The sequence below is a fragment of the Actinoplanes sp. NPDC023801 genome (assembly GCF_040639655.1).
In the GTDB taxonomy this organism is placed as follows: domain Bacteria; phylum Actinomycetota; class Actinomycetes; order Mycobacteriales; family Micromonosporaceae; genus Actinoplanes.
In genome coordinates this window covers 215,778-239,275 of record NZ_JBFAAI010000005.1, presented here as the reverse complement: position 1 = coordinate 239,275, position 23,498 = coordinate 215,778, and the positions used below count along the sequence as shown (strand labels likewise).

The window sequence follows — 23,498 nt, the reverse complement described above, 5'->3', positions numbered from 1 at the left end:
TCCGCCGGCCCTCAGCTTCATCCCTCAACTTCATCCCTCAGCCGGGCGGCGGGCGCGGAGCGGTTCGCTTCGCGCCCGCCGCTCCTTCTCCGTCCGATACGGATGAAGCTCTCGCCGTGCCGGGGAGGCCCGTGCTGTGCCGGCGAAGGCCACGCCGTGCGGGCGAGGCAGCGCTGTGCCGGCGAGACAGCGTCGTGCCGGCGAGGACCGCGCGGCCTCTCATCGCGCGTGAGTGCCGTCGACCACCTGGGGTGGATCGGCGTCGGGCGGGGCAGCGCAGACGGCCGCCTGCACCACGGCGTCGTGGAGTTCGTGCGCTATCCCGGGGCCTGCGGCCGCGAGCAGTTCGGCGGCGGCGTGTTCCAGCATGGCGGCGGCAAGTGTCCAGTCCGTCGACGCGGCTTCGCTGAGCCGGTGGGCCGCCTGGGCCGGGCGATGGCGGAAGAGCAGTGCGGACCACTCCGGGAACGGCGCGGCTGGACCGTCCAGGGCCTGGTCGGGGCCGGCGTACCCGGCATCGGCCAGGATCAGCAAGGTCTCCCGGCCGAGCATCTTCTCCCGGCCGAGCATCCTCTCCCGGTCGGCACGGGCGGCCGCTTCCGTGCGGAGCCGGCCGGCCAGGGCCGCGACGATCGGGCTGTCCGGGTTCTGCCGCACGATCTCCGCGTACGCCGGAAGCCGTTCCGGATCGAAGTCCGCCGGGACCGGCTCCGGGGAGAGGTCGTCGGCGCCCAGCCGGTGCGCCCGGGTGGTCCGAGCCGTGATCCGCGCGTACAGCCGATAGACCGGATCGTCGATCGGCAACTCCGCGCCACCGAGAACCTGCTCGTACGCCGAGACGACAGCGGCCACAATCGGCGGACTCGCGATGAAGCCGGCACCGGTCGCGGGGCTCGCGGCGGCGGGGTCGCGCCGGGTCTCCTCGTGCACGGTGGTCGCCTCCCGGGCGGGACGGCGGCCGGCCAGGCGGTACTCCGTGTATTCCAGCGACTCATGGCAGGCGTAGGCACCGCGGTAGACCTCGTTCAACGCGGGCAGGCCGGTGAGCAGGGAGTGGCCCAGGCCGGTGGCGAACGGCAGCACCCCGATCGCGGTGTCGAAGCGGGCCCGGTGGTCGGGGCGCAGATAGGCCAGGACGTCCCGGTCGTGGCCGGTGCGCCCGGCCGGCCAGTACCAGGCGGGCATCCGGGTCAGCAGCTGCCGCTGACGCGACCATGCCTGGGCCTCCGCATCGAGGTCGTGTGCCGACAGCGCTGCCCCGACCAGGGCGCACTGGGCCACCGCGGCCTCGGCGGAGTCCTCGATCAGGCCGGCCAGGGAGGTCGCGGCCCGGCAGTCGGCCGGGGCCAGGTGGGTGACGAAGACGCGCAGCAGGCGGGCCAGCGAGTACGGGTTTCCGGGCAGCGGCGCGGGCGGGAGAAGCGCGTGCAGCCAGGCGGCCGGAGTGGGATACAGGTGGCGGCCGGCATGAGCGACCCATCGGTCGCGTAGCCGCCGCAGGTAGACCTCGTGCTCCACGCCGGGCGGCGATTGACCCTCCGCACTGAAGGGGGCCACGTCGGAGGACGCCGCCGGTCGGGGGTCCGAAGGGCTGGTCAGTGCGGCCCGGAGCAGGCTCAGATGCAGGATCCGTGGCAGGAGACGGATGGGATCGCCGGCTTCCAGGGCGGTTGCCAGCGCCCGGTCGACCAGCTGGAGGAACGGGGTGTCGGAGCCGAAGCGGGCCCGTAGCGAGAGCCGTGATTCCCGGTCGAGCACGGTGACACCGGGATCGCTGGTCGCCGCCATGGTGCCCCCTCGTCAGCCCGGAGCGCCCGAGCCCATCGATTCAGTTCACTGGGCGGATGCTACCGGCGGCGTACGACATAGCCGGTTGCCGTTCGTGAAAGCCGGTTGCCATTCGTGCGAGCCGGGCCCTTCGTGGGAGCCGGGCCCATTCGTCCCCCTGCCGGGTGGAGCCGGGCCGATCGCGCCGAAAATGTCGGGGGCCGGGTCTAGCCTCCGGGGAACGGTGTCAACGACGACGATGGAGCATGCGATGACGTCTCGGCTCAATCCGTACCTGACGTTCGACGGCAAGGCTCGCGAGGCTGTCGAGTTCTACCACTCGGTCTTCGGTGGCGAGCTCAAGGTCAATACCTTCGGCGAGTTCGGCGCACCCGACCCGGCCTTGGCCGACCTGATCATGCATGCGCAGCTGGAGACCCCGCAGGGCTACACGCTGATGGCGTCCGACTGCCCGCCGGGGATGGAGTACAAGCCGGGCGAGAGCATCACGGTCAGCCTGAGCGGGCCGGACGGGGACACCCTGCGTGGCGCCTGGGAGAAGCTGTCGGCCGGAGGGCAGGTCCGGGTGCCTCTGGAGAAGCAGATGTGGGGCGACGAGTTCGGCCAGCTGGTCGACCGTTTCGGAATCCCGTGGATGGTCAACATCACCCAGTGAGTGCCCGCACCCCTCACCGGCGGGCGTCCCGCCCCGCTCGCCGCTGGCCGTGTCGTCTCAAGATCCGGTACACGGAGTTAACTCCACGTGCCATGCTTACGCTCCGTGTCACTCTTCCGACACGTCCACGAACGGTGGAAGATCGCCCCGAATTGTTGCCGTGAGCACGTTTTGGCTGATCAGAGTATCCGCAATTGTGACCACGATTTGTCCCGGGACGACCGGAAGGGGGACGGTGGTCCACTGTGTCGGTGAACACGTAACGCAATCCGGGGGCTAACTGTCTGAACACTCTGGTGCTTAGAATCCTCGCGCATCAGCATCGGGCGAGCCGGGGGGCTCGCACGCCGTGGGAGCGGCAACGATGCTGCGAGGGGGAGAGCTACGTGACGGTCGAACGACCGGTCCGTGAGTGGAACGGTCTGGTCATTCCGGACCCAGGGGTCTACACACTGGACGAAGCCCACAAACGCATCGGGTTCGTGGCACAGCACATGATGGTCAGTCCGATCCGGGGGGAGTTCGCGAAAGGCGCTGCGACGATCGTGGTGGCGACCGATCCACTGCGCTCGTCGATCAGCGCGACGATTCGCACGGACAGCATCAACACGCACAACTCCGAACGGGACGCCCACCTTTCCAGCCCGGACTTCCTGGACGTCGGCCGCTATCCGACGATCGAGTACCGCAGCAGCGGCATCGCCTGGGAGTCCGACAGCGATCCGATCTTCAACTGGGTACGCCTGCGCAACAACCCGCTCGGACGCCGGGGGACGGCCGCGGATCTGCCACCGGCCGCGACCCGCGCGTCCGGCCGGTTCGTGATCCGGGGGTACCTGACGGTCAAGAGCATCACCCGGCCGATCGACATGCACATGGAGTTCGGCGGTGCCCGCCGCGACCCGTACGGCCGGGAGATCTTCGGTTTCAGCGCCACCGCCGAGGTCGACCGGGAGGAGTACGGCCTGCTCTGGAACGTGATGCTCGAATCCGGCGGCGTGCTGGTCGGCAAGAGGATCCGCATCGAACTGGCCGGCGAGGCCATCCGGAACGCCTGACACCGGGCACGGCCCTGCGCCCGGCGGCCAGGCGCACGACCACCGGGCGGGCCGGTCAGCCCTCGTAGTAGGGGTCGTCGTCGAAGTCCGGCTCGGGCGGGAGCGGCGGCAGGTCCGAGTCGTCGGGAAGAGCGGCCGGCGCCGCGCCGAAGGACCGGGACGAGCCCGCAGGAGCCGCCGGGCGCGCCGGGGGCACGGTGGCGCCACGGCCCGCGGGCACCGGCCCGGGTTCGACGGCGAACAGCGAGACCGGCTCCCCGGCCGGGACCCCGGCGGACGCCGGCGGTGCCGCCCGCGGCACAACAGGCGCCGGGGCCGCCGCGCCGGTCGGCCCCGTGGCCACGCCGGTCGCCCCCGCGGTCGTGGAGACGGCGTCCGGATCGGCGGCCCCGGCGGGGACGTCCTCGCCGCGTATCGTGGCCAGCACCTGGTCGCCGAACTTGGTCAGCTTGCTCTGGCCGACGCCGCTGACCGTGCCGAGCTGGGCGAGGGTCGCCGGTGCCATCGCCGCGATCGACCGCAGCGTGGCGTCGTGGAAGATGACGTAGGCAGGTACGCCCTGCTCCTTGGCGGTCGCCCCGCGCCAGGTGCGCAGGCGCTCGAACAGGGCCGCCGCCTCACCGGAGAGGTCGGCCGGCGCGGCCGCGGTCTTGCCCGCGCCGCCGGTGTTACGGGTGGAGCTGCGCGAGGTCCGGGGCGTCGCGACCTCCCGGCGCATGAGCAGCGTGCGTTCGCCACGCAGCACCTCCCCGCTGCGCTCGGTGAGGGCAAGCGTCTGATGTGTCGGCTCGACGGCCAGGAAGTCGCCGGCCAGCAGCTGCCGCACCACGTTGCGCCATTCGACCTCGCTGAGGTCGGTGCCGATGCCGAAGACGGACAGCTCGTCGTGCCGGAAACGGCTGACCTTGTCGGTGCGTTTGCCGAGCAGGATGTCGATGGACTGCTGCGCGCCGAACCGCTGGTTGCGTTCCTTGTGCAGGCGGAACACGGTGGACAGCAGTTTCTGGGCGGGAACGGTGCCGTCCCACGACTCCGGCGGGTTGAGGCAGGTGTCGCAGTTGCCGCAGGATGCCGGGGCGGCCTGCCCGAAGTACTGCAGGATCTGGGCCCGGCGGCAGGTGACGCTCTCACAGAGCGCGAGCATGGCGTCGAGGTGGCGGGCGGCGTTGCGCCGGTGCGCCAGGTCGCCCTCCGAGTTCTCGATCATGCGGCGTTGCTGCACGACGTCCTGCAACCCGTACGCCAGCCAGGCGGTCGACGGCAGCCCGTCCCGGCCGGCGCGCCCCGTCTCCTGGTAGTAGCCCTCCAGCGACTTCGGCAGGTCGAGGTGGGCGACGAAACGTACATCAGGCTTGTCGATGCCCATGCCGAAGGCGATGGTGGCGACCATGACGAGGCCCTCCTCGCGGAGGAAACGGGACTGGTTCTCGAACCGGGTCCGGCTGTCGAGACCGGCGTGGTACGGCAGGGCCGGCACCCCGTTCTGCGACAGGAACTCGGCGTGCTTGTCGACCGACGCCCGGGACAGGCAGTAGACGATGCCGGAGTCGCCCGGATGCTCGGTGCGCAGCAGGTCGAGCAGCTGGCGGGCCGGGTTGTTCTTGGCGGCGATCCGGTACTGGATGTTGGGCCGGTCGAAGTTGGCGGTGAAGTGCCGGGCGTCGGTCAGCTGGAGCCGGGTGGCGATCTCGTCGCGGGTGGCCGGGGTCGCGGTGGCGGTCAGCGCGATCCGCGGCACGTCCGGCCAGCGTTCGTGCAGCATCGACAGGGCGAGATAGTCGGGCCGGAAGTCGTGGCCCCACTGCGCGACGCAGTGCGCCTCGTCGATGGCGAACAGCGAGATCTTGCCCCGGTCGAGGAGGCGCTGCACGGCCGCGGTGCCCAGGCCTTCCGGTGCGACGTACAGCAGGTCGAGCTCACCGGCCACGAACTCGGCCTCGACCAGGCGGCGTTCGTCGAGGTCCTGCGCGGAGTTGATGAAGTCCGCCCGCACGCCGAGGGTGCGCAGCGCCATCACCTGGTCCTGCATGAGGGCGATCAGCGGTGAGATCACCACCCCGGTGCCGGGGCGGACCAGGGCTGGGATCTGGTAGCAGAGCGACTTGCCGCCTCCGGTCGGCATCAGTACCAGCGCGTCGCCGCCGGCGATCACGTGGTCGACGATGTCGCCCTGCTGGCCGCGGAACGAGGGATAGCCGAACACCCGGTTGAGGGCGTCGACGGCGCTGGACACCTGAAGCTGGGGAGCCGAAGTCACCCGGGGAAGTCTAGAGAGCCGGACGGCTGATCGGATTCACCCTGTGGATGACGGGAGTCCGACCAGTTCGAGGACCCGTCCGGCGGGGCTGCCGGGTGCCGCGATCAGGGTCAGCGGCGCTTTCCCGTCGTGGTGGTGGACGGCCACCTCGTGCAGCGCGGACACCCCGGCACTGGCCAGGTGACTGACGCCGGACAGGTCGACGGTCATCGGCACGGTGCCGCCACGGCTACGGCGCAACAGCTCCTTGCGTACGCCGGCGGCAGTGCCCGCGTCGACCGGCCCGTCCAGCCGGACGCGCGCCTCGTCGCCGCCGGGCAACTCGGTGATGGCGACCTCCTCGTCGCGTGGTGGCACCGGTACGGCCTCGTCGAAGTGGACGAGAAGGCGGGCCGGGCGTACCAGTGGATGCCGGACGGTCGCGACGGTGCCGTGCACGCCCGGGTCCACCCGCAGGCTCCGCACGAGCTGCGCGGTGAGCGCCAGGCCCCGGCCGCGGGTCGGCTGCCGTTCCGGGGTCCGCCAGCCGCCGTGATCGGTGACGGTGGCCTCGATCTGCCCGGATCCGTCCAGGCTCGCGCGGATCTCGATGTTCTCGCGGCCGTCGCCGCCGAGCGCATGCTCGATCGCGTTGGTGGCCAGCTCACCCAGGGCGTGCTGGATCACGAATACGTCGTTCTCGGCGGCGCCGATCGCGCTCAGCCAGGCGGCGATGCTCCGGCGGGCATCGCGCAGGGCTCCCGGCCGTGCCGGAAGGGTCAGGGCCATGTCCGGTACGACGGGCACGCGCTGGGCCGCGAGCAGGGTGATGTCGTCGGCGTAGCCGCCGGAGCGGACGAGCAGTTCGAGGGTCTGCGCGCACACCCGTTCCGCCGCGGTCGCCGACGGATCGTGCAGCGCCCGCCCGGCGGCCGCGTCCGCCGCGACCTGGGCGAGTTCGCCGGCCCCGTCGGCGACGGCGGCCGGCCGTTCGAGGATCCCGTCGGTGTAGAGCAGCAGCAGGTCACCGGGTTCGAGCCGGTCCTGCCGTACCGGGAATGAGCCGCCGGTGCCCAGCGGGGTGCCCCGGGTGGTGTCGAGGTAGCGGGCACCGCCCATGGCCGGAACCACCAGCGGCGCCGGATGACCGGCCGTGCAGTACGACAGCCCGCCGGTCGCCGGGTCGAGCACGGCCAGGCAGACCGTCGCCGCGTAGGCCGCCGGCACCCGCCCGGCCAGCCGGTCCGCCGCGGCCAGGGCCTCGGCGACGCCGGCTCCGGCGTCGAGCCGTTCCTGAAGGACCGCCCGCAGCTGACCCATCACCCCGGACGCGGTGACGCCGTGCCCGACGACGTCGCCGACGACCAGGGCCACCCGCCCGTCCGGCCGGGCCACCGCGTCGAACCAGTCACCGCCGGCCGCGGTGTCCGCCTCGGCGAGCAGGTAGCTCGCCGCGACCTGCAGGCCGGGGAGCACCGGCAGCCCGGACGGCAGTAGCTCCCGCTGCAACGCGTCGATCACGTCGCGGCTCTGCCGGTAGTGCTCGCGCAGCCGGTCAGCCTCCTGCTCGGCGGCCTGCTGATCGCGGGCCAGGCCGGTGACGTCGAACGCGGCACCGATCACCCCGCGCAGGACGCCGCCGTCGATCCACGGGACGATCGTGAACGTCGCGTACATCTCGTGGACCGATCCGTCGGGCCGGCTCAGGTGGGCGCGCCACTGGCGGCCGCTGATCGGCTCGCCGGTGCGGTACACCTCGTAGTAGGCGTCGACGAACTGCTGCCCGGCCAGGTCGCTGATCACATCCCGGATCGGGCGGCCGATCACGTCCCGGCCGGGCAGCACCGCACGGGTCGCCGCGTTGGCCGCCACCAGCAACAGATCCGGTCCCTCGCACACGGCGACGATGAAGGGCAGCTGGTCGACCGCCGCGGTCATCGCGCCCAGGTCGCCTGCTTCCGGTAGCTCCACGCCGGTCACCCTGCCATCCTGCCGGAACAGCCGCTGGAGAGCGCCGAACGTCACTCGGCCAGGGGTAGGTCGATGGTGTGCGCGGTGTGCGTGGCCTTCACGCTCAGGTACCGCACGTTGGCCGCGGACAGGTGCACCCCGGTCGGGATCCGCTGCGTCACGTCGATGCCCAGCTCGGTGAGCTGCGCGGCCTTGTCCGGGTTGTTGCTGAGCAGGCGTACCCGGTCCACCCCGAGCGCCACCAGCATCTGCGCGGCCGCGGTGTAGTCGCGCTCGTCCTCGCCGCGGCCGAGCGCCACGTTGGCCTGGTAGGTGTCGAGTCCGTCGTCCTGCAGGGCGTAGGCGTCCAGCTTCGCGTACAGTCCGATGCCGCGGCCCTCCTGCCGCAGGTAGAGCAGGAACCCGCCCTGGTCGGCGATCCGTTCCACGGCCTCGCGCAGCTGCGGGCCGCAGTCGCAGCGCTGGCTGCCGAACACGTCGCCGGTGAGGCACTCGCTGTGCGGGCGGACCAGCGGTGCCCGCCCACCGGCTGCCGACTTGGTGAGGGCCCGTTGCCAGTCGCCGAGGCCGAGGGCGAGATGCTCCTTCCCGTCGGCCAGCCCGTCGAATGTCATCACCCGCGCACTGGTCGCGTAGCCGTCAGGGAAGCGCAGCGGTACGGTGACCTGCCGCCGCAGCGTGGCTTCCGTGACCGCGAGACGCGTGACCTGGGCTTCGAACATCGGTCCTCCTCGTTTGGTTCCCGCCATGCTCGGCGCGCCGGTGATCCTCTGCCCAGACTCCGGCTCCCGCACACGGGGATTATGGTGAGGGCCGATACCTGGAGGCGTCATCGGTGGCTGAGCGTCCTTACACCTTGCTGAGTTGTGGCATGTCCATCGACGGTTATGTCGACGACACCACCGAGGAGCGGCTGCTCCTCTCCAATGAAGCCGACTTCGACCGGGTCGACGCGGTCCGCGCCCAGTGCGACGCGATCCTGGTCGGCGCCGGGACGATCCGCCAGGACAATCCGCGGCTGCTGGTGCGCTCGGCGGCCCGCCGCGCCGCCCGGATCGCCCGAGGGGAAGATCCGGACCCGGTGAAGGTCACCGTAACCGGCAGCTGCCACCTCGACCCGGAGGCGTCGTTCTTCACCGCGGGTGACGCGGACAAGCTGGTCTACTGTGCGACGTCGACCCTGGACGACGCCCGCAAGCTCCTCGGCGCGACGGCGACCGTCGTCGACGGGGGCGACCCGGTCGACGTCCGGCTGGTCTCCGCCGATCTGGGCGCGCGTGGCGTGCGCCGGCTGATGGTCGAGGGCGGCGGCCGCATGCACACCCAGTTCCTCAGCGCCGGCCTCGCCGACGAGTTGCAGCTGGTGGTGGCGCCGTTCTTCGTCGGTGACTCGAGGGCCCCGCGGTTCGTCTACGACGGCCGGTTCCCGTGGGGCTCCGACAACCGCGCCACCCTCGCCGACGTCCGCCAGATCGGCGACTGCGTGCTGCTGAGGTACGCCCTGTCGGACCGCTTCGGCCAGTAACCCGTCCGTCAAGCCGCGACACCGACCCGTGCCCGGGCCCGCAGCCGCACCGCCGGGACCGGTACGACCACCGCAGCCGGCGCGGGCGCGGGCATCGCGGTGAGAGCCGGGAGAGCGGTGACAGCAGGGAGAGCGGTGAGAGCGCGCACCGGTGCCGGCTCGACGACCGGCTTCCCGGCCCGGCGCGCCACCAGCCGGGCCACCAGCACCGCGGCGCCCGGCACGGCCGCCACGAACGCCAGGATGCCGTAGGCCACCGCGATCGTCAGCCCCTGTGCCGCGCTCAGACCGGCGGCACCGAATGCCCAGGCCATCACCCCTTCGCGGGGTCCCCAGCCGCCCACATTCACCGGCAGGCCCATCGCGATCAGCGCGAGCAGCAGCAGCGGCGCCAGCTCCAGCAGCGAGGCGGCGCTACCGGCGGCCCGCGCCGCCACCAGGAACGTGGCCAGATGCCCGGCGAGGACGGCCGCCGACGCCAGCAGCACGCCCGGCCCGCTGCGCCGCGACAGCAGCCCGGCCCGGATCTCGCTCATCCCGGTCCGCGCCGCGCCCGCCGCCTTCGACCGGCCGCTACGCAGCCGGCGCAGTCCCAGGAAGATCAGGACGCCGGCCGCGGCGATCCCGGCGGTCACCGCGGCGATCCGCGATCCGTGCGCCTTCAGGAGATCGAAGACCGGCGAGGGTACGGCTACGAGAACAGCCGCTCCGACGACGAGCAGGACGACCTGTCCCGCCGTACGCTCCAGCACCACGGCCCGGACCCCACGTCCCAGGTCGCCCTCACCCTTGCCGTGCCGCACCGCCCGGCCGACGTCGCCGAGGATCCCGCCCGGCAGCGCGGCGTTCAGGAACAACGCCTGGTAGTAGTCGGCCGTCGCGTCCCTCAGCGACAGCCGCATCCCGAGCCCGCGAGCCACCAGGCACCACCGCCACGCGCTGAGCAGCGTGGTCGCGGCGCCGATACCGACCGCCGCCAGCAGCGCGCCCGCGTCGAGCACCCGCATCCCGTCCAGGAACGCACCGGTCCCGAGCCGCCACATCACCAGAGCCAGGATGCCGGCGCCACCCACCAGACGCAGCCAGGCCCAGATCGATCGGTTCACGTCCCATGTCCCCTCGTCGCTTTCGAGGACTAGTACGCCCGGTCGGTGGCTCAGGGTTCACTCGAAGATCGCCAAAACATCCCTGTGACCCACAGAAACATGCGGAAGGGCTGCGAGACGGCGGTTCAGGTAGTCGCCGGAGGGCAGATCGGGGCGCTCCTCGGCGGCCGCGCCGACCCAGCCGCGCAGCCATTCGGCGGTCAGCGCCGGCATCGCCGGGCCGAGCCGCCACGGGCTCGGGCGGACCGTGACGGCCGCACCCACCTTGGTGAACGCGTCCGCCGCGGTCTCCGGGGCGTCCGGCCCGAGCAGCCGGCGTCCGTCGACCACCCGACGCTGGTGCGCGTTGAACGCCGCCTCGATCTCGGCGTCCAGCGGATCGTCCGGGGCCAGCTGCACCTCTCCGGTCACCGAGAGCGTGAACAGCACGGCGACCCCCGCCTCGGCGCACACCCCGGCGAGCCGATGCACCTCCTCGACGGTGAGCAGGTCCAGCAGCGCCGAACAGGTGACGAGGTCGGTGCCGGCGAGGTCGGCGGCGGTCAGGTCGGCGACGTCCAGCTGCTCGGTGCTGACGGTGACCCCGTCCGGCATGCTCGCGGCCGCGTGGGCCAGCAGCGCTGGATCCCGGTCCGTCATGATCCAGTGCTGCGGGGAGCCGAGCCGCGGCGACAGCCACCGTCCCAGCGAACCCGTCCCGCATCCGAGGTCGCGAACGGTCCGGACGGAGCCCGGCAGCATCTCGACGAGGTCGAGGGCCCGGGCCGCCGCGTCGGCGGGTTCCCGCAGGGCCAGCCAGGTGGGACTGAAGTCACCCTCCTCGGGGGCGCTCATCGTCGGCCCGGCACCCCGGATGCCCTCCGCGGCCCCCGGCTCGCTCGAACCCTGCCCCCGAGAGCCCTGCCTCCCTGAGCTGTGCCCCCCTGAGCCGTGCACCTCAGTCATCGCTGCCTCCTCGGGCATCGTCTTGTCCAGCATCTGCCTTGACCGACGCCTTCACGCGGGCCGGGTCCGTCGCTTCTCCGGCGTCGTCGCCGGGCACCGGCCGCCGCATGATGCCGTTCAGCACCTCGGACAGCCGGCGGGCCGTTTCGTCCCAGCCGGTCAGCGCCTCCCGCCGGGACCGGGCGTCGGCGCGCCAGCGGTCTCGCAGCGCGGGGTCGGTCAGCCAGTCCCGCACCGCGCCGGCCAGGGCCTCCGGGTCGTCCGGCGGGATCAGGCGCCCCGGCACACCGCCGCCCGGCGCGGCGCCGAGCGCCTCCGGGACACCTCCGACATCCGTCGCCACCACCGGCAAGCCGCGGGCCAAGGCTTCGGTCACCACCATGCCGTACGTCTCCGCGCGTGACGGCAGCACGAAAAGATCGGCGTTGTCGTACGCGTCGTCGAGCGCCGGCCCGTCCAGCGCACCCACAAACCGCACCCCGCGATCCCCGGCGCCCGTGTGCCCGTGCTCGATCGCCTGAGGTTCCGGATCGTGACGGCGTTCCGCCGTTCCGGGTGGTCCCACGGGCATGTCAGCGGAACCGTCGAGGATCAGGATCGCCGGCGGGCTGATCCTGTCCAGCGACACCGGCGGGCCGGTCTCCTCCGGGGCTGCCGGCGGGCTGGTCTCGTCCGGGATTGGTGGCGAGCCGGTCTCGTCCGGGATTGGCGGCGGGCCGATCCGGTCATCCCGGTGGGACCAGGGTGGTGTCACGGGCGGCAGGTGGCCGGCGCCCGCGACGGTGCACGTCCAGGACAGGTCCGGCAGCCGGGCCAGGGCCGCCAGCAGCACGTCCTGGCCCTTGCGCGGGGTCAGCGACGCCACGTTGAGCAGACGGCCGCCGTCCGGCGACGGGGTGGCCAGCGGCGCCCGGGTGACTCCCGGCGGGATCGCGTGGACGCCGGAGAGGCCGTGCAGACCCTCGACCCGGCGGGCGGCCTGGGTGCTGGTGGCGATCACCGCGGTGGCCAGGCGCAGCGTGCGGCACTCGAGGGCGCGCAGCTCGGTGGCGTCGGCGGCGGGCAGGCCGGTCTCGTCGCTCAGTGGCAGATGGACCAGCACCACCAGGCGCAGGCGGGTGGCGTGCGGTTCCAGCAGTCCGGGGACGCCGCAGGCGATGAGACCGTCGAGCAGCACCAGTGAGCCGGTGGGGATGTCGTCGAGCACCGCGGTGAGCGCCCGGCGGTCCGGCTCGGCGGGGCGCGGCCAGGCGCCGCCGGCCAGGTGCTCACGTACGTCGAAGAGACGCGGCCGGTCCTCGCCGTCCTCCGGCTCGCCGGCCGTGAGGCGGCGCAGGACCTCGCGGTCGTATCGGTTGCCGCCGCTCGGTGCCGCCGGGTCGTCGACCGACGCCGGCAGCACCGCGTACAGCGGGTGGGTCACAGGTCGCGCTCGTAGGTCGCCCAGGCGATGTGAGACTCGTGGAGGGTGACGGAGATGCCGGTCAGGCCGGTGGCGCCGGGGCCGAGCTCGCCGGCGTGCGCGCGGACGGCGAGACGGTCGGCGATCACCTTGGCGAGGAACTCGGTGGACGTGTTGACGCCGGAGAACTCCGGGTCGTCGTCGAGGTTGCGGTAGGAGAGCCCGGAGCAGATGGTGTGCAGCTGCTCGCTCGCCCGGCCGATGTCGACCACGATGTTGTCGTCGTCCAGCTCCGGGCGGCGGAAGGTCGCGTCCACCACGAAGGTGGCGCCGTGCAGGCGCTGCGCCGGTCCGAAGACCTCGCCGCTGAAGCTGTGCGCGATCATGATGTGGTCGCGGACGGTGACGCTGAACAAGGGCTCATCTCCTTGAGGTGTGGTTCGTGGCGGTACTACGGGTACCCGACCGGGAAAGATCAAATCAGGTGGTCGATGACGTGGCAGAGGGCCTTGAGCGTTCCGTCCGCCAGTGCCGGAAGCACCGCCGGCAGGTCTTCGAAGTCGCTGTGCCCGGTCGTCAGAGCGTCGAACCTCGGGTCTTTCAGCAGCTCGAGGGCGACCTGCAGGCGCTGGGCGTAGTCGCGGTGCCGGCCGGGGGAGATGCCGCCGACCTGGCTGCTGCGGATGGTCAGGCGCCTGCTGTGGAAGTTCTCCCCGAGCGGGACCGTGACCCGGCGGTCACCGAACCAGCTCAGCTCGACCAGGGTGCCTTCGGTACGCAGCAGTTCCAGGCCACGGTGCAGCCCGGCCTCGGTGGCACTGGCGTGAATCACGATGTCCCGGTCCCCGCGGGCGTCGTCCGGATGCGCGAAGGCCACGTCCAGTGCGGCGGCGGTGCCCGCCCGGGTGCCGTCCACATCGAGGAGTTCGACGTCCGTCGCCGGTAGCCCGGCCAGGACGGCCGCGACCGAGGAGCCGACCATCCCGCCGCCGATGACCGTGATCCGGTCGCCGATCTGGGGTGCCGCGTCCCACACCGCGTTGACCGCCGTCTCGACCGTGCCGGCCAGCACCGCGCGGGCGGCCGGCACACCGTCCGGGATCACGGTCACCGCGGACGCCGGGACCACGTATCGGGTCTGGTGCGGGTACAGGCAGAACACCGTCCTCCCGATCAGTTCCGGGACACCGGCCTCGACGACCCCGACGCTCAGGTAGCCGTACTTCACCGGGGCCGGGAAGTCGCCGTCCTGGAACGGGGCGCGCATCGCGGCCCACTGGCTCTCCGGGACGCGGCCCTGGAAGACCAGCGTCTCGGTGCCGCGGCTCACACCGGAATGCAGTGTGCGCACCAGCACGTCGCCCGGGCCCGGATCGGGCACCCGTTCGGTGCGTATCTCGCCGGTTCCCGGGCAAGTCAACCAGAACGAACGAGCGTCCAACGGTCTTCCTCTCGAAACTGAACGGATCATGACTGAACCGAATCCCCCCGGAGAGCGTGTCAATCGGGGACAGCGGCTAACCCTATGCCCAGGAGGAACGGTGACCATCAGTACCGTCACGACCACGTCGAGTCCGTACCGGGCTCCGCTGGCCGGGTTCGCCGCCCAGCTCCTCCTGCTCGCCGCGCTGTCCGCGACGGTGGGAATCGGCACGTGGGGCTGGGTCGCCGGGGTGGTCTACGGCACCGCTCTGTGCGGCCTGCTCGGGTTCGCCCTCCAGCGTGCCGGAATGGCCCGGCTCGGCTGGGCGAATTCGGTCACGTTCGGCCGCGCCATCCTCACCGGCGGGGTCACCGCCATGGTGCTCACCCCCGACTCGCCGGTCGCGCTGCTGGTCACCGTGGCCGCGGTCGCGCTGGCCATGGACGGCGTCGACGGCCAGGTGGCCCGCCGCACCGGCACCACCACATCGCTCGGTGCCCGGTTCGACATGGAGATCGACGCCTTCCTCATCCTGATGCTGAGCATCTACGCCGGAGCCGAGTACGGCTGGTGGGCCGTCGCCATCGGTGCCTTCCGGTACGTCTTCGTCGCCGCGTCGTGGGCGATGCCCTGGCTCAACGCCCCGCTGCCGCCCAAGTTCAGCCGCAAGGTCGTCGCCGCCCAGCAGGGCGTCATGCTCGTCGTGGTCGCCAGCGGTCTGCTGCCGGACGTTCTGGCGGTGCTCGCGCTGGCCGTCGCCCTCGGTTCGCTGACCTGGTCGTTCGGTCGTGACATCGCGTGGCTGTACCAGGCGTCCCGGGTCCGTGAGGCCGCCCGCAGCCGCTGGTCCGCACCGCACCGCGAACACGCCCTGGCCGGCTGACCCGCTCGAGGCTGAACGGCCGGCAAGCCCGCCGAGCAGTGCGCTACACGGCCGGGAAGCGACGGTCCAGGACGCTGAGGGCGAGGCGGCCCCAGGTCAGGTTCTCGCGTTCGAACATGATGCCGCGCTGCAGGGTCAGGTAGGGGCCGATCCGTTTGCCGGTGGCCAGGAAGTCGTCCTCGGTGCGGCCGCGCAGGATCTCGGACAGGCGCTGCTCGTAGGACTCCAGGCGGCGGGTGCTCGACTCGATCCGCTGCTCGATCGAGCACCGTACGCTCGCCACGTCGGCGTGTGCCAGCGCCTCGATCTGTACGAGCAGCTCGTCGCGTACCGTCGTCGGTCTCGGATCCTGGCGGGTGAAGTCCCGCAAGGCCGCCCGTCCCGCATCGGTGAGGGAGAAGAGCCTCTTGTCGGGTCTTTTCTCCTGGGCCACCAGGCGTGCCGACAGCAGGCCGTCCGCCTCCATCTTCTCCAGCTCGCGGTAGAGCTGCTGCGAGGTGGCGGTCCAGAAGTTGGCGACCGACACGTGGAACTGCTTGGCCAGCTCGTATCCGGAGGCCTCGCGGTTGATCAGGGCGGCCAGGACGGCGTTGCGCAACGACACGGGAGTAAAGGTTACGAGCCGCGGGGCCGGAACTCGGGAGCCGACCTCGTCATCGCGGCCCGCTGCACGATCTTCGTGTTGCGCCGCAGCAGCAGGAGCCGCAGCTGTTCCCGCCGTTCCCGGGCGAACGTGCGCCGGGCACTGGACGTGACCGCGCCGTCGAAAAGGCGCTTCGCGGCGGCGATCGCGTCCGGGGAACGACCCGCCAGACGCCCGGCGAACGCGGTAGCGGCCCCGATCGGGTCGTCGTGGAGGTCGGAGACCAGGCCGAGCCGGGCGGCCTCGCTGCCGGAGACCTCCTCGGCGGTCATGGTGAGCCGCTTGGCGACGTCCAGCCCGACCACCTCGGTGAGGCTGCGGACGCCGGTCATGTCCGGGATGATGCCCCACTTGCCCTCGAGGACCGACCAGCGCGAGTCCGGGGTCGCGTACCGGAAGTCGGCGGCCAGCGCGATCTGCAGGCCACCGCCGTAGCAGTGCCCGTGCACCGCCGCGATCACCGGGACCGGCACCCGCCGCCACGCCCAGCACGCCTCCTGGAAAAGGTTCGTGCCGCGCCACGGTGCCGGCACGAACGCGGCGGCGATCCGGCGCGGCTGCTTCATCGTGGCGGCGATGTCCAGGCCCGAACAGAACGAGTCGCCGTCGCCGGCGATCACCACGGCCCGCAGCGTACGGTCCCGGCGCAGCCCGCGGGCGGTGGCGACGAGTTCGGTGAGCGTGTCGAGGGTGAGCGCGTTCAGCTTCTCCGGCCGGGACAGGCGCACCTGCGCGATGCCGTCCTCGATCCGGGTGGTCACCAGGGTCATCCGTTCCGTCCTCTACAGGCGTGCGGCGAGCTCGGTCGCCTGCTTGATGGCGCGTTTCGCGTCGAGTTCGGCGGCCACGTCGGCACCGCCGATCACGTGTACCTCCGTGCCGAGCGCGGTGAGCGGCACGACGAGATCCCGGACCGATTCCTGACCGGCGCAGACGACCACGGTGTCCACTGCCAGGACGCGGGCCTCACGTGCCGACTTCGGGTCCTCCGGGTTCGACGGGACCGTGAGGTGCAGGCCGTCGTCGTCGACGCGGATGTACTCGACACCGGCCACCATGGTCACCCCGGAGTCCTTCAGGGTCGCCCGGTGCACCCAGCCGGACGTCTTGCCCAGGCCTTTGCCGAGCGCACCGGACTTGCGCTGCAGCAGGTGCACCTGACGGCGTACCGGCGTCCTGGTCCTGGTGGTCAGACCGCCCCGGTGCTGATCGGGATCGGTCACGCCCCACCGCCGCATCCAGTGTTCGGCACTTTCGCCCTGCTCGTGCAGCAGGAATTCGGCCACGTCGAAGCCGATACCGCCCGCGCCGATCACCGCGACCCGGTCACCGACGACAGTGTCCCCGCTGACGGCCTGCTGGTAGGTGACAACCTTCGGGTGATCGATCCCGGGGATCGTCGGCACCCGCGGCGTCACGCCGGTCGCGATGATCACCTCGTCGAAATCGGTCAGGTCCTCGGCGCTGGGCCTCCGGTTCAGGTGCAGCGTGATCCCGCGCGTGGAGATCATGTGCTGGTAGTACGCGAGCGTGTGCGCGAAATCCTCCTTGCCGGGGATCCGCGCCGCGAGCCTGAACTGCCCGCCGATCCGGTCGGCCGCCTCGAACAACTCGACCCCGTGCCCGCGGCCGGCGAGTTCCACGGCCGCGGCGAGGCCGGCCGGGCCGGCGCCGACAACGGCGATTCTTTTGCGGGTACGGGTGGGCAGGAGCCGGAGTTCGGTCTCGTACCCGGACCGCGGATTGAGCATGCAGGTCGCCCGCTTGTTGCTGAACGTGTGGTCCAGGCAGGCCTGGTTGCAGGCGATGCAGGTGATGATCTCGCGATCCCGGCCGGACGCCGCCTTGTTCACGAACTCCGCGTCGGCGAGCAGCGGCCGGGCCATCGACACCAGATCCGCGTCGCCTGCCGCCAGCACCCGCTCGGCGATCTCCGGCCGGTTGATCCGGTTCGAGGCGATCACCGGCACGTCGACCTCGTGCCGCAGCTTGCCGGTCACCCAGGCGAACGCGGCCGGCGGCACCGACGTCACGATGGTCGGCACCCGGGCCTCGTGCCAGCCGATGCCGGTGTTCAGGATCGACACACCGCGCTCCTGCAGGCCGCGCGCCAGTTCGACGGTCTCCTCCCACGACTGGGCGTCGTCGACCAGGTCCAGCAGGCTGATCCGGTACTGCACGATGAAGTCGTCGCCGACCAGGTCACGGGTGCGCTTCACGATCTCCAGCGGGAAACGCATCCGCTTCTGCGCCGAGCCGCCCCACGCGTCGGTGCGGTCGTTGGTGCGGGCCGCCAGGAACTGGTTGATCAGATAGCCCTCGGAGCCCATGATCTCGACACCGTCGTAGCCGGCCCGTTTCGCCAGCGCGGCCGCCCTCGCGAACGAGGTCGCCGTCCGGTCGACCTCCCGGGTGCTCATCGCCCGCGGCTTGAACGGGGTGATCGGCGACTTCCGCCGGGACGCAGCGGCGCTGAAAGGATGGTAGGCGTACCGTCCCGCATGCAGGATCTGCAGCAGGATCTTGCCGTCGTGCTCGTGCACCGCGCCGGTCACCACCCGGTGTGCCTTCGCCTGTCCGGTCGTGGTCATCTGGCTGCCGAACGGAAGCAGCCAGCCCCGCCAGGTCGGCGCGTAGCCGCCGGTCACGATCAGGGCGGTGCCGCCCTTGGCCCGCTCGGCGAAGAAGGCGGCGAGCTTCGGGAGATCCCGGGTGCGGTCCTCGAGCTTGGTGTGCATCGACCCCATGACGACGCGATTGCGCAGCATGGTGTGCCCGAGGTCGAGCGGACTGAGCAGGGTGGGATACGCAGTCATTCGGTGCCTCCTCGCACCCGGGAACCCGGCCGCCGCAGCCTATACAACAAAACACCTATGCAACAAGTTGCGTATAGGTGGAGGGGTGGCGGCGCCACAACGGGGTGCGACAAGGTGTGCCGGCATCGATGGCGGCGGGGAACACGTGCTTCCCCGGCGCTCGCGAGCCGTCGGTGAGCGACGTGATTCCGGTCGACAGGACCGGCGTGCCCAGGATCGGCTGACCGTTTCCGTAGCGCCGGATTGTTTAGCGGCCGCCGCCGCGGGGGTACAGCGACGCCGCTCTCCACCCCCCACTTTCAGGAGCAATCATGTCCATCCAGGGAGTCTTCTACATCATCGCCGTCATCCTGCTGATTCTGGCGGCGCTTCCGATCACGACCCGGGGAATCAGCCTGGCGCTGCTCGGGGCGGCGTTCGCCCTGCTCGGCTACTCGTGGGACACGATCACCGGCGGCACCGCCTGAGTTCTGCACCGCCTGAGTTCCGCACCGCCTGAGTTCTGCACCGCCCTCGGCGCAGGGGCACGCGCGGGCCCCGTCGCGGGTCGATCGGCATCGGTGCCGGTCGACGATCATGCGGCGGGGCGCCCGGGACGCAACAATCATGCGGCGGGGTGCCCGGGACGCAGTGCCGCCTCGACCGCCTGCTCCGCCGTCTCCACCCGGTCGGCACCGGGCACCGGCGTGCCGTCCGCGGCCACGACCCGCCAGCCGCCGAGCGACACCACCGGAATGCCGCCGCGGCGTACGGCCAGCGCGATCTCGCTGAGCGTGCCCCACGACCCGCCGACGCTGATCACCGCATCGGCGGACCAGACGAGGACCGCGTTCCGGGCCTGGCCCATGTTCGTCACCACGGTGACCGACAGATCCGGCGACGCCGCCTCGGAACCGTCACCGGGCCGGATGCCGACCACCGTCCCGGCCCGGGACCGCGCGCCGGCCGCCGCCGCTGCCATCACCCCGGAACCGCCACCGCAGAGAACCACCGCCCCGCGTTCGGCGAGCAACTCGCCCACCCGCCGGGCCTGACGGGCTTCGTCGTCGGTGCACTCGGCCGGCCCGCAGACGGCCACCTGAACAGCCATACCCCCATGCTCGCAGTAGCCGGCCCGGCCGGCGGCGGCACGGCGTGGAAGCCGGCATGCACGGGGTCCCGTCAGGGTGGGCGGACCCGTCGATTCGAGGGCTCCATGTTGGCGGCAGGAGTCCGGGTGTTGCGTTGTGGTGAACTTCTTCCCCCGGCCGGCAGGTGCTGTGGCGCGGCGGGTACTACGACGCGTCGGGGCAGCCCGGTCCCGCCGCGGTTCCGTTGACGATGCGGTACTTCGAGATGTCTCCCCGTACGTAGTCCTTCAGCTGCCCGATCGATGTGGGGGCCGTTCCGTTGTTCATCAGGTACCCGACGATCGCGGTCTCCACGGTCCGGCATGTCGCCTGGTCGGCCACCACCTGCACACGGGACCGGAGCTCCTGCGGGTTCAACGCAGCGTAAGAAGCACCACCGATACTGACGGTAATCGCACTGGCCATGGCTATCTCGATCAAACGCACCCAGGGAGGTTAGCCATGATCACGCTTTGTGGTCAGCTGGCTGAACGGTCGAGATCATCAGCCTCGAGTGCCACGCTGTGTAACAAGCCCGACGGGGCGAATGAATCGACGTGAGGCTACGGATCGGTGTTACCGTGATTACTCGCAGCAACGGTCTGATCACGCTGGAGGATCCCATGCGTCGTACCGCTGTCGTTCTCGCCCTCGTTCTCGCTGGTCTCTGGATCGCCTCGCCCGCGAGCGCGTTCGCTCACAACGCGGTGCACGACCCGTACCTGCACATGCTGCTGGACGGTCTGACACTGCTCGTCGTCTCCGCACCGGTGTGGACCGCCCTGCTGTGGAGCGGTCGTCGTGTGCTGCTCGCGGCACTGATCGGGGTGGTCCAGATCCCGGTCGCGATCATCGGGTTCGTGCCGATCGCCGACCCGTACCTGCACCTGGCCCTGTTCGGTGTCGCCCTCGGCCTGACCGCCGTCTCGCTGCGGGTGGTGCGTGGCCAGGCACGGGCCGCAGCCGTCGCGCCGGGTCACCGGTAGGGGTCGAACGGATGACCGGGTCCTCTCAGTGGCCCGGTCATCCGATGTGATGTCGGCGTAACCTCGCTGTCAGTGAGCCTGGCCACAATGAACGCGTGGTGCACGAGATGATGATGCCGATCAACGGCATCCAGGTGTGCGTGGAAACCTTCGGCGAACCCGTCGACTCCCCGATGCTGCTCATGGCCGGAGATGCCAGCTCGATGGACTGGTGGGACGACGAGTTCTGCCGGCGACTGGCGGCGGGCCGGCGGTTCGTCATCCGTTACGACCACCGGGACACCGGGCGGTCCACCTCCTATCCCGCGGGCGCGCCGGCCTACTCCGGCGCCGACCTGATGTACGACGCACTCGGCGTGCTCGACGCCCTGCGGGTGCCGGCCGCCCACCTGGTCGGCTTCTCGCTCGGGGCCGCCCTCGCCCAGCGGATCGCCGTCCACCACCCGTCCCGGGTGCTCAGCCTCACCCTCATCTCGACCGGCGTCGACGGCGGGGCACCGGCGAGCAGCCCGGTCACCGTGGGCGGTCCGGTCACCGTTTCCGCGGGCACGGTCACGGCCGGGGTGCGTACGGTCGAAGCACCCACGACCACCGACGAGACCGACTGGTCGAACCGGAAGGCCGCGGTGGCCCGCATGATCGACGAGGTGCGCGAGTGCGGTGGCCCCTTCACCCCCGAGGAGCCGTACCTGCGCCGCCTCGCCGAACGCGTCTTCGACCGCTCGGCCGACCTGGCCGCGACTCGCCTCAACCACCGGCTGGCCGGGTACGGCCCACCGATCCGTGCCCTGCTGGGCGGCATCGGCACGCCGACGGTCGTCCTGCACGGCACCCTGGACCGCCGGATCCCGGCCGGCCACCCGGAGGAACTGGCCCGCTGCATCCCGAACGCCCGCCTGGTCTGGCTGGACGGTGTGGGCCACGAATTCCCGCCGCGCGCCGTCTGGAACCAGGTCCTCACCGAGATCCTGGACCTCGCTGCCTGACCAACCCCGGCTGCCCCCACCGTTGTCTCAAGCGGGCTGAGACAGCGGTCAGGGCCAGCCGGGGCGGAACGGACCCTGCCGGAGACCGGCAGTGACCACCTGCCGATCGTCGCCCGCCTGCGGTTCTGACCATCCACGTTCCACCGGCCGGCCCCCGATCACATGATCTTTCCGCCCGATGGAGAAGCACCCGCTACGGCTGCGGGAGCCGGGCGGTGCCGCGCAGCGTGAGACCGGCGGCGATCGAGCCCGTACACGCCGCCGCGTAGAGGACGAGGAAACTCAGACCGCTGAAGAGCGAGACACCGCCGAGCATCGCGAGGAACAGCAGGGCCCCGGCGAGCGGGCCGGTCACCAGGAGCCAGGCGGCGGCCTTCTGCACGGGGCTCCAGCCCGGTGAGACGGTCGCCACGAGCAGCCCGGCGGCCTGGCCGACCAGTGGCAGGACCACGGCGCCACCGGTGAGAAGACCGATCGCCACCCGCTCGGAGCCACCCGGATGCGACACCGGGACGACTGCCGATGCCGGCATCGGCAGTCGCAGGTGGGTCGGTGTGCCGCTGCGGAGCACCGCCGCGACCAGTTCCTCGGGGGGCCCTAACCGGCTGAGCACCCGGGACGGATCGTCGGCCAGGTCACGGCGCATCGCGATGTAGCCGGCGACCGTGTTCATCAGATCGTCGCGGGTCTCCGGTGGCAGGTCGCCGGCGGCTGCCCACAGCGCGGCCAGGTAGTCGAGAACGAGCACGTCGTCGTGAGCCAGCGGTGCCGTGACCATCGAGATCCTCCGTGGGTACCCCGGCCGGCGGGCCGGAGAGGAAACGGAACGCCCCGCCCGCGGGGCAGGAGCGGCTGAGCCGCCGGACGGCTCGGTCGCCGCTCCGGTGCCGATCAGCATTCCCGGCCGGGCACCCCGCCCGCATCGGTCCATGGTGGTAACTGTCCGCGGAGGCATCCACCTTTGGTCGTAGGCCGGGAGTAGGTTCCGTCGCAGGCCCGCAGCATGTTCCGTCGCAGGCCTGCAGTATGTGGAGTATGCGTCTGGTTTCCCTGCTCCCGTCCGCCACCGAGATCGTCTACGCTCTCGGGCTCGGCGAGGACCTGGTCGGAGTCACGTTCGAGTGCGACGAGCCGGCGGCGGCCCGCTCGGAGAAGACGGTGGTGGTCGGCGGGCGCGACACCAGCGGGATGACTTCGGCCGAGATCGACGACTACGTGCGTACCCAGATGTCCGCCGGTGGCGATCTTTACACGCTGCACGCCGACGCGCTCGCCGGTCTCGACCCCGATCTCATCCTGACGCAGGACCTGTGCCGGGTCTGCGCGCTGCCGTCCGGCCACGTCGACCAGGCCCTGAGTCATCTCGGGTGCCGGGCCGATGTGCTGTCCCTCGACCCGTACACCCTCGAGGACGTCCTGGCCACGTTCACCGAGGTGGCGCATGCGGCCGGCGTACCGGAAAGGGGTCTCGACCTGGTCGCCGCATCGCGGGAGAGGCTTGCCGCGGTGACCACCGCCGTCGCCGGGCGTCCACGTCCGCGGGTGGCCGTGGTCGAGTGGGTGGATCCGCCGTTCACGGCGGGGCACTGGGTGCCGGACCTGGTCACCGCGGCCGGCGGCGAACCCGTGGCGGCGCGCGCCGGAAAGCGCTCGGTCCAGGTCTCGTGGGCCGAGCTGGCCGCTCCGCAGCCCGAGATCGTCCTGGTCACCCCCTGCGGATACCACCTGGAAGGCGCGATCCGCCAGGCCGAGGCGGTGGTCCCGCACTTCCCCGGCGCCGCGGTCTGGGCGATCGACGGCGACGGTCTGGTGGTACGGCCGGGGCCGCGCCTCGTGGACGGGGTCGAGGCGATCGCCGCGATCCTGCACCCCGGCGCGGTTCCCGCGGCCCCTGCCGGAGCGGTTCACCGGGTGGCCTGATCCGGGCGGGGTGCCCGGCCCGGCCCGGCGGAGCTTACGATCGGGT

22 protein-coding genes and 1 pseudogene are annotated in these 23,498 nt (G+C 71.6%); 8 read left to right on the top strand and 15 right to left on the bottom strand.

Features of this window, described 5'->3' with window-relative positions:
* Window positions 1-219: 219 nt before the first annotated feature.
* Window positions 220-1,788 (bottom strand): hypothetical protein, encoded by a 1,569-nt coding sequence (locus AB0G04_RS13025; RefSeq protein ID WP_360981357.1) that lies wholly within the window; start codon window positions 1,786-1,788, stop codon window positions 220-222.
* A gap of 250 nt (window positions 1,789-2,038) precedes the next feature.
* Between AB0G04_RS13025 and AB0G04_RS13020 the strand changes: the two genes are divergently transcribed.
* On the top strand, window positions 2,039-2,443 hold the full coding sequence (locus AB0G04_RS13020; protein ID WP_360981354.1) for a VOC family protein: 405 nt from the start codon (window positions 2,039-2,041) through the stop codon (window positions 2,441-2,443).
* Between the two features lie 386 nt (window positions 2,444-2,829).
* A complete protein-coding gene (locus tag AB0G04_RS13015) occupies window positions 2,830-3,501 on the top strand; it encodes a YceI family protein (RefSeq protein ID WP_360981351.1) in 672 nt (223 codons plus the stop codon).
* 412 nt (window positions 3,502-3,913) lie between these two features.
* Here the strand turns inward: AB0G04_RS13015 and recQ are convergent.
* The 3 genes and pseudogenes from recQ to ribA all read right to left on the bottom strand — a co-directional run.
* A pseudogene (gene recQ, locus AB0G04_RS13010) lies at window positions 3,914-5,758 on the bottom strand (DNA helicase RecQ); the annotation flags it as partial.
* Between the two features lie 36 nt (window positions 5,759-5,794).
* Window positions 5,795-7,708: a SpoIIE family protein phosphatase gene (locus AB0G04_RS13005; RefSeq protein ID WP_360981348.1), complete on the bottom strand. Its 1,914-nt coding sequence runs from the start codon at window positions 7,706-7,708 to the stop codon at window positions 5,795-5,797.
* A 50-nt stretch (window positions 7,709-7,758) separates the two neighbouring features.
* A complete protein-coding gene (gene ribA, locus AB0G04_RS13000; RefSeq protein WP_360981345.1) occupies window positions 7,759-8,430 on the bottom strand; it encodes a GTP cyclohydrolase II in 672 nt (223 codons plus the stop codon).
* 113 nt (window positions 8,431-8,543) lie between these two features.
* On the opposite strand from ribA, the gene AB0G04_RS12995 reads away from it, so the two are divergent.
* Complete coding sequence (locus AB0G04_RS12995; RefSeq protein WP_360981342.1) at window positions 8,544-9,233, top strand: dihydrofolate reductase family protein; 690 nt, start codon at window positions 8,544-8,546, stop codon at window positions 9,231-9,233.
* A gap of 8 nt (window positions 9,234-9,241) precedes the next feature.
* Here AB0G04_RS12995 and AB0G04_RS12990 read toward each other — a convergent pair whose 3' ends face one another.
* The 5 genes from AB0G04_RS12990 to AB0G04_RS12970 form a co-directional block, all read right to left on the bottom strand.
* On the bottom strand, window positions 9,242-10,339 hold the full coding sequence (locus AB0G04_RS12990) for a lysylphosphatidylglycerol synthase transmembrane domain-containing protein (protein ID WP_360981339.1): 1,098 nt from the start codon (window positions 10,337-10,339) through the stop codon (window positions 9,242-9,244).
* A 57-nt stretch (window positions 10,340-10,396) separates the two neighbouring features.
* Window positions 10,397-11,173: a class I SAM-dependent methyltransferase gene (locus tag AB0G04_RS12985; RefSeq protein ID WP_360981336.1), complete on the bottom strand. Its 777-nt coding sequence runs from the start codon at window positions 11,171-11,173 to the stop codon at window positions 10,397-10,399.
* A 103-nt stretch (window positions 11,174-11,276) separates the two neighbouring features.
* Window positions 11,277-12,707, bottom strand: coding sequence for a glycosyltransferase (locus AB0G04_RS12980; RefSeq protein WP_360981333.1), 1,431 nt, complete (start codon window positions 12,705-12,707; stop codon window positions 11,277-11,279).
* Window positions 12,704-13,102 carry a 6-carboxytetrahydropterin synthase gene (locus AB0G04_RS12975; protein ID WP_360981330.1) on the bottom strand — a complete coding sequence of 133 codons (399 nt, stop codon included), beginning with the start codon at window positions 13,100-13,102 and terminating at the stop codon, window positions 12,704-12,706. The genes AB0G04_RS12980 and AB0G04_RS12975 overlap by 4 nt, the downstream gene beginning before the upstream one ends.
* Before the next feature lie 59 nt (window positions 13,103-13,161).
* Window positions 13,162-14,157, bottom strand: coding sequence for a zinc-binding alcohol dehydrogenase (locus tag AB0G04_RS12970; RefSeq protein ID WP_360981327.1), 996 nt, complete (start codon window positions 14,155-14,157; stop codon window positions 13,162-13,164).
* A gap of 70 nt (window positions 14,158-14,227) precedes the next feature.
* Here AB0G04_RS12970 and AB0G04_RS12965 point away from each other — a divergent pair, with 70 nt between their 5' ends.
* Window positions 14,228-14,992: a CDP-alcohol phosphatidyltransferase family protein gene (locus tag AB0G04_RS12965; RefSeq protein WP_360981324.1), complete on the top strand. Its 765-nt coding sequence runs from the start codon at window positions 14,228-14,230 to the stop codon at window positions 14,990-14,992.
* 43 nt (window positions 14,993-15,035) lie between these two features.
* Here AB0G04_RS12965 and AB0G04_RS12960 read toward each other — a convergent pair whose 3' ends face one another.
* The 3 genes from AB0G04_RS12960 to AB0G04_RS12950 are packed head-to-tail and all read right to left on the bottom strand — an operon-like array spanning window position 15,036 to window position 18,451.
* The gene (locus AB0G04_RS12960; protein WP_360981321.1) at window positions 15,036-15,596 is read right to left on the bottom strand and encodes a PadR family transcriptional regulator; all 561 of its coding nucleotides are present in this window, start codon (window positions 15,594-15,596) and stop codon (window positions 15,036-15,038) included.
* A gap of 11 nt (window positions 15,597-15,607) precedes the next feature.
* The gene (locus AB0G04_RS12955) at window positions 15,608-16,405 is read right to left on the bottom strand and encodes a crotonase/enoyl-CoA hydratase family protein (RefSeq protein WP_360981318.1); all 798 of its coding nucleotides are present in this window, start codon (window positions 16,403-16,405) and stop codon (window positions 15,608-15,610) included.
* Window positions 16,406-16,417: 12 nt separating this feature from the next.
* A complete protein-coding gene (locus AB0G04_RS12950; RefSeq protein WP_360981315.1) occupies window positions 16,418-18,451 on the bottom strand; it encodes an NADPH-dependent 2,4-dienoyl-CoA reductase in 2,034 nt (677 codons plus the stop codon).
* A 311-nt stretch (window positions 18,452-18,762) separates the two neighbouring features.
* Here AB0G04_RS12950 and AB0G04_RS12945 point away from each other — a divergent pair, with 311 nt between their 5' ends.
* Window positions 18,763-18,918 carry a hypothetical protein gene (locus AB0G04_RS12945; protein ID WP_360981312.1) on the top strand — a complete coding sequence of 52 codons (156 nt, stop codon included), beginning with the start codon at window positions 18,763-18,765 and terminating at the stop codon, window positions 18,916-18,918.
* A gap of 137 nt (window positions 18,919-19,055) precedes the next feature.
* On the opposite strand, the gene AB0G04_RS12940 is transcribed toward AB0G04_RS12945, so the two are convergent.
* Window positions 19,056-19,541: a TIGR00725 family protein gene (locus AB0G04_RS12940; RefSeq protein WP_360981309.1), complete on the bottom strand. Its 486-nt coding sequence runs from the start codon at window positions 19,539-19,541 to the stop codon at window positions 19,056-19,058.
* 184 nt (window positions 19,542-19,725) lie between these two features.
* Entirely contained in the window at window positions 19,726-20,007 is a 282-nt protein-coding gene (locus AB0G04_RS12935) for a hypothetical protein (protein WP_360981306.1), read from the bottom strand.
* 176 nt (window positions 20,008-20,183) lie between these two features.
* Here AB0G04_RS12935 and AB0G04_RS12930 point away from each other — a divergent pair, with 176 nt between their 5' ends.
* Entirely contained in the window at window positions 20,184-20,546 is a 363-nt protein-coding gene (locus AB0G04_RS12930; RefSeq protein ID WP_360981303.1) for a hypothetical protein, read from the top strand.
* A gap of 95 nt (window positions 20,547-20,641) precedes the next feature.
* The gene (locus AB0G04_RS12925) at window positions 20,642-21,532 is read left to right on the top strand and encodes an alpha/beta hydrolase (protein WP_360981300.1); all 891 of its coding nucleotides are present in this window, start codon (window positions 20,642-20,644) and stop codon (window positions 21,530-21,532) included.
* A gap of 193 nt (window positions 21,533-21,725) precedes the next feature.
* On the opposite strand, the gene AB0G04_RS12920 is transcribed toward AB0G04_RS12925, so the two are convergent.
* Window positions 21,726-22,310 (bottom strand): hypothetical protein, encoded by a 585-nt coding sequence (locus tag AB0G04_RS12920; RefSeq protein ID WP_360981297.1) that lies wholly within the window; start codon window positions 22,308-22,310, stop codon window positions 21,726-21,728.
* Window positions 22,311-22,567: 257 nt separating this feature from the next.
* Between AB0G04_RS12920 and AB0G04_RS12915 the strand changes: the two genes are divergently transcribed.
* Window positions 22,568-23,452, top strand: coding sequence for a cobalamin-binding protein (locus AB0G04_RS12915; RefSeq protein ID WP_360981294.1), 885 nt, complete (start codon window positions 22,568-22,570; stop codon window positions 23,450-23,452).
* Window positions 23,453-23,498 lie beyond the last annotated feature (46 nt).

What these genes read in the sequence shown, in the direction of transcription:
- AB0G04_RS13025 (WP_360981357.1), bottom strand. Translation starts at nt 1,788, where the DNA reads ATGGCGGCGACCAGCGATCCCGGTGTCACCGTGCTCGACCGGGAATCA.
- AB0G04_RS12940 (WP_360981309.1), bottom strand. Translation starts at nt 19,541, where the DNA reads ATGGCTGTTCAGGTGGCCGTCTGCGGGCCGGCCGAGTGCACCGACGAC.
- AB0G04_RS13020 (WP_360981354.1), top strand. Translation starts at nt 2,039, where the DNA reads ATGACGTCTCGGCTCAATCCGTACCTGACGTTCGACGGCAAGGCTCGC.
- AB0G04_RS12955 (WP_360981318.1), bottom strand. Translation starts at nt 16,405, where the DNA reads ATGACCCTGGTGACCACCCGGATCGAGGACGGCATCGCGCAGGTGCGC.
- AB0G04_RS12950 (WP_360981315.1), bottom strand. Translation starts at nt 18,451, where the DNA reads ATGACTGCGTATCCCACCCTGCTCAGTCCGCTCGACCTCGGGCACACC.
- AB0G04_RS12915 (WP_360981294.1), top strand. Translation starts at nt 22,568, where the DNA reads ATGCGTCTGGTTTCCCTGCTCCCGTCCGCCACCGAGATCGTCTACGCT.
- AB0G04_RS12930 (WP_360981303.1), top strand. Translation starts at nt 20,184, where the DNA reads ATGCGTCGTACCGCTGTCGTTCTCGCCCTCGTTCTCGCTGGTCTCTGG.
- AB0G04_RS12945 (WP_360981312.1), top strand. Translation starts at nt 18,763, where the DNA reads ATGTCCATCCAGGGAGTCTTCTACATCATCGCCGTCATCCTGCTGATT.
- AB0G04_RS12970 (WP_360981327.1), bottom strand. Translation starts at nt 14,157, where the DNA reads ATGATCCGTTCAGTTTCGAGAGGAAGACCGTTGGACGCTCGTTCGTTC.
- AB0G04_RS12920 (WP_360981297.1), bottom strand. Translation starts at nt 22,310, where the DNA reads ATGGTCACGGCACCGCTGGCTCACGACGACGTGCTCGTTCTCGACTAC.
- ribA (WP_360981345.1), bottom strand. Translation starts at nt 8,430, where the DNA reads ATGTTCGAAGCCCAGGTCACGCGTCTCGCGGTCACGGAAGCCACGCTG.
- AB0G04_RS12985 (WP_360981336.1), bottom strand. Translation starts at nt 11,173, where the DNA reads ATGAGCGCCCCCGAGGAGGGTGACTTCAGTCCCACCTGGCTGGCCCTG.